Consider the following 12,234-nt stretch of genomic DNA (forward strand, 5'->3'; position numbering starts at 1 on the left):
TCGACGCGCTCAACCCCGGCGACCGTGAGGTGGTGCACCTGGCGATCCGCCACGACCTCTCCTCCGCCGACATCGGTACGGCCCTGGGGGTGCCCACGAACCACGCGCACGCCCGGCTGTCCCGGGCCCGGTCGCAGCTCGAACGGGCGCTCGGCACGCTGCTCGTCGCCCGCAGCGGGGCACGGGACTGCCCGGCCCTGGCCGAGCTGCTCGGCGACTGGCAGGGCCGGCTCACCCCGGTCCTGCGCAAGCGGCTCGCCCGGCACATCGACGACTGCGCACGGTGCGGGCTGCTCCGGCGCGAACAGTGCAACCCGGCGGCGCTGCTGACCGCGTACACCGCGCCGGGGTTCCTGGTGGTGGCCGAGACGGTGTGGTCGCGTCTCGCCGAGGCGGGCTCCACCGCCGTGCAGGCCACCGCCGAACTGCCGGCCGGCAGCGGTCCCGCCGCCGACCCGTCCGGGCCCACCGTCGGGAGCGACGCCACCGACGTCACCGCAGCCCACGGCCCCGCCGGGCCGACCCCTCCGGCCGGTCCCGATCCGTCGTCGCCGGCCGATCTGGCGTCACCGGCTGATCCGTCGTCGGCCGCCGGTCCGTCGTCGCCCGATGGTCCGACGCCCCCGGCCGATCCGATGTCGACGGAAGGGTCCTCCGGTGTCGCCGGTCGGTCGGATGCCGCCGGGCGAGGCGGGTCGGATCCGATCGGCGTCGCGGCGGCCCCGGTCGGCGCGGCGGCGACATCCACCGCGACCCGGACGGCGGGCGTCGCGGCCCCGGACCGCGACCGGCGGCGTCGGCGGCGGATGGCCGTGACCGCCGGGCTGTTGCTGCTCCTGGTGGTGGCCGGCACCTGGGCGGTGTCGGCGGCCGGGCGGGACGCCGGGCAGGTGTCGGTGACGTCCGGCGTCCCCACCGGTGCGGCGGCGGTCACGCCGTCCGTCGTCGCCACCGCAGGCCCGTCGGCCCGGACGACCCCGGGGCCCGACGCGAGCGGTGCCGGTGACCCGTCCGCGCCCGGCGGTGCACCGACCGGCACCGCGACAGGTGCCGTCCCGGGTCCGACGCCGGCACCCTCCCGGCCGCCGGCCGCTCCCCGCCCGACGACGGGTGCGCAGCTCGCCGCGCCCTTCACGGTGTCGGCCGACGCGCACGTCCGCTGTGGCGCGGACGCCTACGCCCTGGTCGTCCGGGCCACCGGCAGCGGTGCGCTCAGCAGCGCGCAGGTGCGGTACACCCCCGCCGGGGGCGTTCCGACGAGCCGGGCGATGACGGTGGACGGCTCGTCCGCCCGGGTGACCGTGGGTCAGCTCCGGGCGTCCGCCGTGACCTGGACGGTACGGGTGACCGCCGTCGACGGCCGGACCGCGCAGAGCCCGTCGTCCACGGTGGCCGACCCGTGCGTGCGGCCGGGCTAGGCGGGCGGGGGTGAACCCTGGTCGGGTGCGCGGACACCGGCGAGCAGCACGGCCAGGTACAGCTCGACCCGGTCGTCGGGCGCGCCGGCGATCCGGGCGGCGAACGCGGTGCCGCAGACCAGGTGCTGCAGGTCGTCCAGGGTGAGTCCGGGGCGTAGCTGACCGGCCCGCGTCGCCCGCTCCAGCACGGTCGCGGCGAGTGCGGCCAACTCCGCCCGGCGGGTCGTGGTCGGTGCGGTGGCGTCCTCGTCCGGGCTGGTCGCGAGCACTTCGGCGAGGGTCGGCTCGGTGAGCTGGCCGAGCAGGATGCTGCGCAGCAGCCGTTGCAGTCCCGCCCACGGATCGTCGTCGTGGCTCGCCGCCTGTGCCTGGTCGAGCAGGGCGGCGAAGGCGTCGGCGGCGAGCGCCTCCAGCAGTGCGCGCCGGGTCGGGAAGTGCCGGTAGACGGTGCCGACCCCGACCCCGGCCCGCCGGGCGATGTCGTTGAGCTGCAACGACAGGTCGCCCTCCGCCACCAGCGCGCGGGCGGTGGCCAGCACCCGGTCGCGGTTGCGCGCGGCGTCCGCGCGCAGTGTCGTCGTCACCGCGCCAGCCTAACTCAGCGGATTACCCATCCGATCGGATTGACAATCCGTTTAATCCGGGCTTGAATCGGATAGGTAATCCACTCTTCTGTCGGAAGGCACTCGCCATGCATCGCGCACCCGGTTGGACCGCCGCCGATCTCACCGACCAGTCCGGCCGGACCTTCGTGGTCACCGGCGCCAGCAGCGGCCTCGGCACGGCGATCACCCGCCACCTGGCCGCCCGGGGTGGCCGGGTGGTGATGGCCGTGCGGGACACCGCCAAGGGCGCCCGGGTCCGGGCCGAACTCCGCCGCGCCCACCCCCGGGCCGATCTCGTCGTCCGCCGGTTGGACCTGCTCGACCTGGATTCCGTCCACGCCTTCGTCGACGATCTCCACCGCGACGTCGACACGGTGGACGCCCTGGTCAACAACGCCGGCATCGGCACCGTCCCCCGACGGTTGAGCCCGCAGGGGGTGGAGAGCCAGTTCGCCACCAACCACCTCGGGCACTTCGCCCTCACCGTCCGGCTGCTGCCCACCCTGACCCTCGGCCGGAACCCGGTCGTGGTCACCGTCTCCTCCGGTCTCTACCGGCTCGGCCGGCTCGACCTGACCGACCTGGCCGCCGAACGCCGCTACTCCGCCGCCGGCGCCTACGCCACGTCCAAGCTGGCCAACGTGCTGTTCGGGCTGGAACTCGACCGCCGGCTGCGGGCCGCCGGCTCCCCGGTACGCAGCCTGCTCACCCACCCCGGGATGACCAGGACCGACCTCTCCCGGGACCTGCCGCCACTCGCCCGCCGGATCGAGACCGTGCTCGCGGGCCCGCTGCGCCGCCCGCTCGACGAGGCCGCCGCCCCGATGCTCTTCGCCGCCACCGTCCCGACCGCGCCCACCGACCGGCACATCGGTCCCGGCCGACGCTTCCGCCGCGCCGAGCCCACCTTCGCGCCGTTGCGCGGCCGCGCCACCGACCAGCAGCTCGCCGCCGACCTGTGGGCCCGCTCCGAAGAGATCACCGGGGTGCGCCTGACGCCCACCCCGCTGCGCTGAGCGGTGGGGACTGACCGGTAAAGCGTAACCCATAGGTTACGCTTTACCGGTGGACGAGGTGGCGGCGGCGATATCCGATCCGGTGCGTCGCCACATCCTCGAGCTGCTACGCGACGGCGACCTTCCCGCCGGGGAGATCGCCGACCGGTTCCCGATCAGCAGGCCGGCGGTCAGCCGCCACCTGCGGGTGCTGCGGGACAGCGGCCTGGTCCGCAGCGAGCTGGTGGGCCGGCAACGGCGCTACCGGCTCGACGCCGACCGGTTCACCGAGCTCGCCGACTGGCTCGCCCGGTTCCGCCGCCCACGCGGCTGGGCGCAGCACCTCGACGCGCTGGAGACCGAGGTCCACCGCACCCGCCGGGAGCGCCGCACGCGCGACAACCGGGCGGACCGAGCCAGAGGAGAAACCGCGTGACCGGCACCCCCACCGGACGGCTGTTCCGTACCGCCACCGGCACCGACCTGGTGCTGGTACGCACCTTCCGCGCCCCCGTCGCGGACGTCTGGGTGAGCGTCACCGAACCCGAGCGCACCGCCCGCTGGTTCGGCCCGTGGGAGGGCGACGCCGGCCCCGGCCGGACGATCCGGTTGCAGATGGTCTTCGAGGACGACGCCCCGTGGACCGAGCTGCGGATCGAGACCTGCGAGCCGCCCCGGCACCTGGCCGTGTCGGCGGCCGACGGGTCGGGCGGCTGGCGGATCGAGCTGCTGCTCACCGAGACGGCCGGCCGCACCGAGCTGCGGTTCACCCACCACCTCGACAGCGAGGAGCACGTCGGCGAGATCGGCCCCGGCTGGGAGTACTACCTCGACCTGCTGGTGGCCGCCGGGACGGACGCCCCGAAGGCCGGGTTCGACGACTACTACCCGGCGATGAAGCCGTACTACGAGGGGCTGCGCGGGCCGGCCGCCTGAGCCCGCCGGGGCCGCGTCCGGTCGACCCGGCGCGGCCCCGGCGTCGCGCTCACATCCGGTCGAGCGTCCGGATGCCGAGCAGGTCCAGTCCCTGCCGCAGGGTCCGTCCCGTCAGGTCGGTCAGCAGCAGCCGGCTCGCTCGCAGCTCCCCCTCCGCCCGCAGCACCGGACACCGCTCGTAGAACGTGCTGAACCGGGTGGCCAGCCGGTGCAGGTAGCCGGCCAGGTGGTGGAAGCGCGCCGTCCGGGCCACCTCGTGGACGACACCGGCGAACCCGAGCAGCTCGAGCGCCAACGCCCGCTCCGCCGGGGTACCGAGCAGCACCACGGTCGCCGCCCCCGGCACCGCACCGGCCCGCCGCAGCACCGACCGGGTCCGGGTGTACGCGTACTGGAGGTAGGGGGCGGTGTTGCCGTCGAGGGCGAGCATCCGCTCCCAGTCGAGCACGTAGTCACGGGTCCGGTCGGTGGCCAGGTCGGCGTACTTGATCGCGCCGATGCCGACGGCCCGGCCGATCTCGGCCGCCGCCGCCTCGTCCAGGTCCGGGTTGCGGGTCCGGGCCAGCGCGGTCGCCCGGGTGACCGCCTCCGTCAGCAGGTCGACCAGCTTCACCGACCCGCCGGCCCGGCTGCGCAGCATCCGCCCGTCCGGGCCGAGGACGGAGCCGAAGCCGAGGTGCTCGGCCCGGACTGGTGGACGCAGCCAACCCGCCTGCCCGGCCACCGCGAACACCATGGCGAAGTGCTGCTGCTGCGGCAGGCCCACCACGTAGAGCAGCCGGGTCGCGCCCAGCTCGTCGACGCGCTGCCGTAGCGCCGCCAGGTCCGTCGCCGGGTACCCGAACCCACCGTCGCCCTTGCGCACGATCAACGGCAGCCCGACGCCGTCGCGTCCGACGAACCCGGGCGGGAAGACGCAGGTCGCCCCGGCGCTGTCGGTCAGCAACCCGAGCCGGTCGAGGTCGGTCACCACCGCGCCGAGCCGGTCGTTGTACGCGCTCTCGCCCCGGAAGTCCTCCTCGCTCAGGGTGACGTCGAGCAGCTCGTACACGGTCAGGAAGTACCGCTGGGACTGCCCGACCAGCAGCCGCCACAGCCGGCGGGTCTCCGGGTCGCCGCCCTGCAAGGCGACCACCCGCTGCCGGGCGCGTTCCCGGAACGCCGGGTCGGCGTCGAACTTCGACCGGGCCGCCCGGTAGAACCCGTCCAGGTCGCCGATGGACAGCTCCTGCGCCGCCTCCGCCTCACCGAGGTCCACCAGGTGCGCGATCAGCATCCCGAACGGGGTGCCCCAGTCGCCCAGGTGGTTGACCCGGACGACACGGTGTCCGAGCCAGCCCAGCACCCGGACGGCCGCGTCGCCGATGACCGTCGAGCGCAGGTGCCCGACGTGCATCTCCTTCGCCACGTTCGGCCCCGAGTAGTCGACCACCACGGTCTCCGGCTCGCCGGTCACCGGCACCCCGAGCCGCTCGTCGCCGGCGAGCGCGGCGACCATCCCGGCCAGCGCCCCGTCGGCGAGGGTCAGGTTGACGAATCCGGGGCCGGAGACCTCCGCCACCGCGCAGACGTCGTCGAGGACCGCGTGGTCCAGCACCGCCCGGGCGATCTCGCGCGGGGGCCGGCCGAGCCGCCGGGCCAGCGCCAGTGCCGCGTCGGACTGGAAGTCCGCCCGCGGCGAGCGCCGCACGGTGGGCGCGACCGGTTCGCCGGCCACGGCGGCGAACGCGGGCGTCAGCCGGTCGGTGAGCAACCTTTCAAGATCCATTGGTACGCCGATCTGCTCGGATCCGTCAGTCAGGCGGATCCCCGGACGGGGGAGCCTGCGGACGGACCGAGGACAGCGGTGGTGACCGGCGGCTCGATCCGCCGGTCGCAGGGGAATGGGTCAGCGCGGGCGGGCGACGGATCGCCGGCGTCGCTCCGCACCGACCACGACGTCGTACGACGTCCGGGTGTGCTGAGCGGTCGCGCTGGTCATGCCGGCAGCGTACCGGACCGTCGGCGTGGCTGGTCCGGCCCTGCCGGCCGCGTCCGGTCCCGGCGTGGCCGGTTCGGCTCTGCTGGCCACGTTCCGTCCCGTGCCGGCCTGGTCGGTCGCCCTGCCGATGCGTCCCGTCCCGGCGTGGTCGGTCGGCCCTGCTGGTCCTGGCCTGGTCCCGGCCTGGCCTGGTCCCGGCCTGGGCCGGTCCGCCCGCGAGTGCCCGTCGGGCGGACCCGGCCGGCGAGGTGATCGGTCTCGTTTTGCAGGGCATGCCGGCACCGGAACGACCACGGTGCCCGTCGGCGGGTCTCGACCCCCACCGAGATGCCGCCGGGGCCCCGCCGGTCAGCCCCGGCGGTAGCTCTTCGTGTAGTAGTCGCCGACCTGGTCGCGGTAGTCCGGCCGGGCACCGTCCTCGGGATCGAAGACCGGGGAGTCCTTGACCTGTTCCCGGCTCCGGTCGACGTGCACCACCCGGTCCCCGTGGTCCACCCGGGCGACCGTGCCGACCGGCAGCAGGACCTTCCGCCCGAAGATCCACGGCCCGGTGTCCACCACCAGCCAGCGGGCACCCGCGTCCTCGCTCGCCTCGTCGATCGCGCCGATCCGCCCGTCGGTCGCCTCCACCCGGTATCCGGTCAGGTCGAGCGGTGTGCCCGGGCCGGGCGCGTCCGGTCCGTCGTGTGACTCCCGGTCGGGCCGCTCACCCGGCTCGGTCTGGTCGTATCCACCGGCCAGCGCCGCCGGGTCACGCCACGCCCACGGGTTGAACGGCTGCATCCGGGCCACCTCCACCTCGTCGTCGACCCCTGCCAGGTGCCCCGACCCCCACCAGCGGAAACCCGGCCACCAGATCCGGCCGGCCCGGCCCGCCCCGACCGCCACGTAACCGCCACTCGGCCCGTCGCTCGACCGTGTTGATCAAGAAGTTTGCGTCACGGATGTCCCCGAGGGTGACGCAAACCTCTTGATCAACACGGTGTGGTCCGGGAACCGCCGTCGGGGGCGGGAGTGGGGGTGGGCCGGTAGGCGGCAGGGCGCTGGGATACTCGTCGACCATGGTGTTGTCGCGGGGTTGGTCGTTGTTCCTGGTTGGTGTCGGGGTGTGGACCTGGGTGATCTGGCCGAGGTTCGGGCTCGCCATCTGGAACGACACGCGGGCCTGGTCGGGAGATGCGGTCGGCATGGGCGCGCCGACCGGCTTCCTCTGGATCCACGCGCTGCTCATCGCCGCCTCGTTGGCCATCGGCTCCACGGCCGGCGTGCTCGGCGTCCGGGGGTGGCGGGCGGCCCGTCGCCTGTCCCGCCGAGTTCAGCCGGGCGGCACGGAAGCCGATGACCAGCGGATTTGACGATCAAACCTGAGGCCGCGTAACTTTCTCTCTGCCAGCGCGGAACGGGCAAACGGGGTGAAAAGCCCCGGGTTCGAATCCGATGTGTGGCACCGGGTCGTCGGGGGCACTGTCTCCAGGACGACGCGGTCCGGGTGGGGCTAGCCGAACGCCGCAGGGCGGATTTGGCCGGGCGGAACCGACCGGGTAAGGTTGTCGACCGGCAGAGCACCGGGCGAGCATGCGGGAGACCGCAGCGGCCGGTTCTGCCAAATCCGATGATCAATCGCAGCGCTGGCCGCTGCGTGCGCTCAGCGGAGCAAGGCCGTACGAAGCGTGACACACCGGGACACACCGGTTGACACGGGGAAGACGGTGAGGTAACGTAGTAAAAGTGCCAGGCGCGAGAGCGCGGGGCGCGACGAACGAGATACCCCGGTCGGGTTGCCGTTGGTGCGGTGGTTTGGCTGGTGTGTGGTTGTTCTTTGAGAACTCAACAGGGTGCTTGTAAAGCCAGTGCCAATTGTTTTATACCCCGGGCTGGCCGAATCTTCGGGTTTGGTTGGCTGGGATTCCTTTGGCAACACTTTTGTTGTCAGGATGCTGTTCAACAGGTTTTTGTTGGAGAGTTTGATCCTGGCTCAGGACGAACGCTGGCGGCGTGCTTAACACATGCAAGTCGAGCGGAAAGGCCCTTCGGGGTACTCGAGCGGCGAACGGGTGAGTAACACGTGAGTAACCTGCCCTAGGCTTTGGGATAACCCTCGGAAACGGGGGCTAATACCGGATATGACCTTGCCCTGCATGGGGTTTGGTGGAAAGTTTTTCGGCCTGGGATGGGCTCGCGGCCTATCAGCTTGTTGGTGGGGTGATGGCCTACCAAGGCGACGACGGGTAGCCGGCCTGAGAGGGCGACCGGCCACACTGGGACTGAGACACGGCCCAGACTCCTACGGGAGGCAGCAGTGGGGAATATTGCACAATGGGCGGAAGCCTGATGCAGCGACGCCGCGTGAGGGATGACGGCCTTCGGGTTGTAAACCTCTTTCAGCAGGGACGAAGCGCAAGTGACGGTACCTGCAGAAGAAGCACCGGCCAACTACGTGCCAGCAGCCGCGGTAAGACGTAGGGTGCGAGCGTTGTCCGGATTTATTGGGCGTAAAGAGCTCGTAGGCGGCTTGTCGCGTCGACCGTGAAAACTTGGGGCTCAACCCCAAGCCTGCGGTCGATACGGGCAGGCTAGAGTTCGGTAGGGGAGACTGGAATTCCTGGTGTAGCGGTGAAATGCGCAGATATCAGGAGGAACACCGGTGGCGAAGGCGGGTCTCTGGGCCGATACTGACGCTGAGGAGCGAAAGCGTGGGGAGCGAACAGGATTAGATACCCTGGTAGTCCACGCTGTAAACGTTGGGCGCTAGGTGTGGGGGGCCTCTCCGGTTCCCTGTGCCGCAGCTAACGCATTAAGCGCCCCGCCTGGGGAGTACGGCCGCAAGGCTAAAACTCAAAGGAATTGACGGGGGCCCGCACAAGCGGCGGAGCATGCGGATTAATTCGATGCAACGCGAAGAACCTTACCTGGGTTTGACATGGCCGCAAAACTTCCAGAGATGGGAGGTCCTTCGGGGGCGGTCACAGGTGGTGCATGGCTGTCGTCAGCTCGTGTCGTGAGATGTTGGGTTAAGTCCCGCAACGAGCGCAACCCTCGTTCGATGTTGCCAGCGCGTTATGGCGGGGACTCATCGAAGACTGCCGGGGTCAACTCGGAGGAAGGTGGGGATGACGTCAAGTCATCATGCCCCTTATGTCCAGGGCTTCACGCATGCTACAATGGCCGGTACAATGGGTTGCGATGCCGTGAGGTGGAGCGAATCCCAAAAAGCCGGTCTCAGTTCGGATCGGGGTCTGCAACTCGACCCCGTGAAGTCGGAGTCGCTAGTAATCGCAGATCAGCAACGCTGCGGTGAATACGTTCCCGGGCCTTGTACACACCGCCCGTCACGTCACGAAAGTCGGCAACACCCGAAGCCGGTGGCCCAACCCTTGTGGAGGGAGCCGTCGAAGGTGGGGCTGGCGATTGGGACGAAGTCGTAACAAGGTAGCCGTACCGGAAGGTGCGGCTGGATCACCTCCTTTCTAAGGAGCACCATCCGGTGAAAGCCGGTATGGAGCCCACACTGCCCGAATGTGGTGGTGGGGTGCTCAGATGGCGGAGACACTGGCAAGTTTTTCCCTGGCAACGGCCGGGATACCTAGTACAGCTGCTTCGGTGGTGGGAACGGGGTCCTGGTGCGGCTGGTGGAGGGATGTGAGCACCCTGTTGGGTCCTGAAGGAACAACCTGAGGTTGTTTTTTCGGAGGACTGTTCTGGAGCGTGAGCTTCGGTGGTCTGCCAGGCATGGCCTGGTCTCGCATACCGGATTCTGTTCTGCCTTGTGGGGTGGGGTGGGGTTGCTGGTGTGGGGCTTTCGGGTTGTGGGTTGGTTGTTTGTTGAGAATTGCACAGTGGACGCGAGCATCTTTGTGGTCAAGTTGTCAAGGGCGAACGGTGGATGCCTTGGCACCAGGAGCCGATGAAGGACGTGGGAGGCCGCGATAGGCCTGGGGGAGCTGTCAACCAAGCTGTGATCCCAGGGTGTCCGAATGGGGAAACCTGGCACCAGTCATGTGGTGTCACCCGCACCTGAACACATAGGGTGTGTGGGGGGAACGCGGGGAAGTGAAACATCTCAGTACCCGTAGGAAGAGAAAACAATGTAGTGATTCCGTGAGTAGTGGCGAGCGAAAGCGGATTGAGGCTAAACCGGTTGCGTGTGATACCTGTCAGGGGTTGCGTGGTCGGGGTTGTGGGACCCTGCTGAGTGTACTGACATGCATTCGAGGAGTTATAAAATCAGTGGCTAGCCGAATGGTGTGGAAAAGCCAACCGTAGTCGGTGAGAGTCCGGTAGGTGAAAGTTGCTGATCTTCTGTGGGTGTTCCCGAGTAGCGGCGGACTCCTGAAATCTGCCGTGAATCTGCCAGGACCACCTGGTAAGCCTAAATACTTCCTGGTGACCGATAGCGGACGAGTACCGTGAGGGAATGGTGAAAAGTACCCCGGGAGGGGAGTGAAATAGTACCTGAAACCGTTCGCCTACAATCCGTCGGAGCCTTGCGGGGTGACGGCGTGCCTTTTGAAGAATGAGCCTGCGAGTTAGTGGCATGTGGCGAGGTTAACCCGTGTGGGGGAGCCGTAGCGAAAGCGAGTCTGAATAGGGCGTCGTAGTCGCATGTTCTAGACCCGAAGCGGAGTGATCTAGCCATGGGCAGGCTGAAGCGCGGGTAAGACCGCGTGGAGGGCCGAACCCACCAACGTTGAAAAGTTGGGGGATGACCTGTGGTTAGGGGTGAAAGGCCAATCAAACTCCGTGATAGCTGGTTCTCCCCGAAATGCATTTAGGTGCAGCGTCGTGTGTTTCTTGCCGGAGGTAGAGCACTGGATGGTCTAGGGGGCCTACAAGCTTACCGAAATCAGCCAAACTCCGAATGCCGGTAAGTGAGAGCGCGGCAGTGAGACTGCGGGGGATAAGCTTCGTAGTCGAGAGGGAAACAGCCCAGATCACCAGCTAAGGCCCCTAAGCGTGTGCTAAGTGGAAAAGGATGTGGGGTCGCATAGACAACCAGGAGGTTGGCTTAGAAGCAGCCACCCTTTAAAGAGTGCGTAATAGCTCACTGGTCAAGTGGTTCCGCGCCGACAATGTAGCGGGGCTCAAGCACACCGCCGAAGCTGTGGCATTCACATTTTAATCTCGCTTGGACTTGATTCCTTGTGCAGGTGTGTGGATGGGTAGGGGAGCGTCGTGCCGGGGGTGAAGCAGCGGGGTGACCCAGTTGTGGACGCGGCACGAGTGAGAATGCAGGCATGAGTAGCGAAAGAAGGGTGAGAAACCCTTCCGCCGGATGACCAAGGGTTCCAGGGCCAGGCTAATCCGCCCTGGGTGAGTCGGGACCTAAGGCGAGGCCGAGAGGCGTAGTCGATGGACAACGGGTTGATATTCCCGTACCCGCGAAAGAGCGTCCCTGATGAACCTCGTTGTGCTAACCACCCGAGCTGGCTGATGTCTTCGGACGGATGTTGGGGAGCGTGGGAACCTGGCGGGTAGTAGTCAAGCGATGGGGTGACGCAGGAAGGTAGCTGAGCCCGGCCGGTGGTTGTGCCGGGGTAAGCGTGTAGGCCGTGCCGTAGGCAAATCCGCGGTGCATTGAGGCTGAGACGTGATGCCGAGCCGATTCAGGTGAAGTCAGTGATCCTATGCTGCCGAGAAAAGCCTCTAGCGAGTTCTGAGCGGCCCGTACCCCAAACCGACACAGGTGGTCAGGTAGAGAATACCGAGGCGATCGGGCGAACTGTGGTTAAGGAACTCGGCAAATTGCCCCCGTAACTTAGGGAGAAGGGGGGCCGGAGACGTGAAGCCCCGTGCGGGTGGAGCGTTGTATGGCCGCAGAGAGCAGGGGGAAGCGACTGTTTACTAAAAACACAGGTCCATGCGAAGAAGTAATTCGATGTATATGGACTGACGCCTGCCCGGTGCTGGAACGTTAAGGGGACCTGTTAGCTCCTTTTGGGGGCGAAGCGGAGAACTTAAGCGCCAGTAAACGGCGGTGGTAACTATAACCATCCTAAGGTAGCGAAATTCCTTGTCGGGTAAGTTCCGACCTGCACGAATGGCGTAACGACTTCCCCACTGTCTCAACCACAGGCCCGGCGAAATTGCAGTACGAGTAAAGATGCTCGTTACGCGCGGCAGGACGGAAAGACCCCGGGACCTTTACTATAGCTTGACATTGGTATCTGAATGGACTTGTGTAGGATAGGTGGGAGCCGGTGAAACCTGTACGCCAGTATGGGTGGAGGCAATCTTGAAATACCACTCTGGTTGATTTGGGTATCTAACTTCGGACCGTTATCCGGTTCAGGGACAGTGTC

The 12,234-nt window shown here is 68.2% G+C and carries 7 protein-coding genes, 2 rRNA genes and 1 pseudogene; 7 read left to right on the plus strand and 3 right to left on the minus strand.

The window, feature by feature from the left end:
* Window positions 1-1,418: pseudogene (locus ACN265_RS00005) on the plus strand (hypothetical protein); the annotation flags it as partial.
* Here the strand turns inward: ACN265_RS00005 and ACN265_RS00010 are convergent.
* Window positions 1,415-2,002: a TetR/AcrR family transcriptional regulator gene (locus tag ACN265_RS00010; RefSeq protein ID WP_357935777.1), complete on the minus strand. Its 588-nt coding sequence runs from the start codon at window positions 2,000-2,002 to the stop codon at window positions 1,415-1,417. The pseudogene ACN265_RS00005 and the gene ACN265_RS00010 sit on opposite strands and share 4 nt — an antisense overlap.
* 107 nt (window positions 2,003-2,109) lie before the next feature.
* On the opposite strand from ACN265_RS00010, the gene ACN265_RS00015 reads away from it, so the two are divergent.
* The 3 genes from ACN265_RS00015 to ACN265_RS00025 are packed head-to-tail and all read left to right on the plus strand — an operon-like array spanning window position 2,110 to window position 3,954.
* Entirely contained in the window at window positions 2,110-3,039 is a 930-nt protein-coding gene (locus ACN265_RS00015; RefSeq protein ID WP_421405661.1) for an oxidoreductase, read from the plus strand.
* A gap of 49 nt (window positions 3,040-3,088) precedes the next feature.
* The gene (locus ACN265_RS00020) at window positions 3,089-3,454 is read left to right on the plus strand and encodes a metalloregulator ArsR/SmtB family transcription factor (RefSeq protein WP_421405662.1); all 366 of its coding nucleotides are present in this window, start codon (window positions 3,089-3,091) and stop codon (window positions 3,452-3,454) included.
* Window positions 3,451-3,954 (plus strand): SRPBCC family protein, encoded by a 504-nt coding sequence (locus ACN265_RS00025; protein ID WP_421405663.1) that lies wholly within the window; start codon window positions 3,451-3,453, stop codon window positions 3,952-3,954. The genes ACN265_RS00020 and ACN265_RS00025 overlap by 4 nt, the downstream gene beginning before the upstream one ends.
* A 49-nt stretch (window positions 3,955-4,003) precedes the next feature.
* On the opposite strand, the gene argS is transcribed toward ACN265_RS00025, so the two are convergent.
* Together argS and ACN265_RS00035 are read right to left on the minus strand one after the other, a co-directional pair.
* Complete coding sequence (gene argS / locus ACN265_RS00030; protein WP_421405664.1) at window positions 4,004-5,722, minus strand: arginine--tRNA ligase; 1,719 nt, start codon at window positions 5,720-5,722, stop codon at window positions 4,004-4,006.
* A 561-nt stretch (window positions 5,723-6,283) separates the two neighbouring features.
* Window positions 6,284-6,823: a PRC-barrel domain-containing protein gene (locus tag ACN265_RS00035; RefSeq protein WP_421405665.1), complete on the minus strand. Its 540-nt coding sequence runs from the start codon at window positions 6,821-6,823 to the stop codon at window positions 6,284-6,286.
* 173 nt (window positions 6,824-6,996) lie between these two features.
* On the opposite strand from ACN265_RS00035, the gene ACN265_RS00040 reads away from it, so the two are divergent.
* The 3 genes from ACN265_RS00040 to ACN265_RS00050 all read left to right on the plus strand — a co-directional run.
* A complete protein-coding gene (locus ACN265_RS00040) occupies window positions 6,997-7,290 on the plus strand; it encodes an SCO4848 family membrane protein (RefSeq protein WP_421405666.1) in 294 nt (97 codons plus the stop codon).
* A 597-nt stretch (window positions 7,291-7,887) separates the two neighbouring features.
* Window positions 7,888-9,402 (plus strand): 16S ribosomal RNA (locus ACN265_RS00045).
* A 389-nt stretch (window positions 9,403-9,791) separates the two neighbouring features.
* Window positions 9,792-12,234, plus strand: a 23S ribosomal RNA gene (locus tag ACN265_RS00050); the annotation flags it as partial.

This window comes from Micromonospora sp. WMMD730 (assembly GCF_049178955.1).
Classification (GTDB): domain Bacteria; phylum Actinomycetota; class Actinomycetes; order Mycobacteriales; family Micromonosporaceae; genus Micromonospora; species Micromonospora wenchangensis.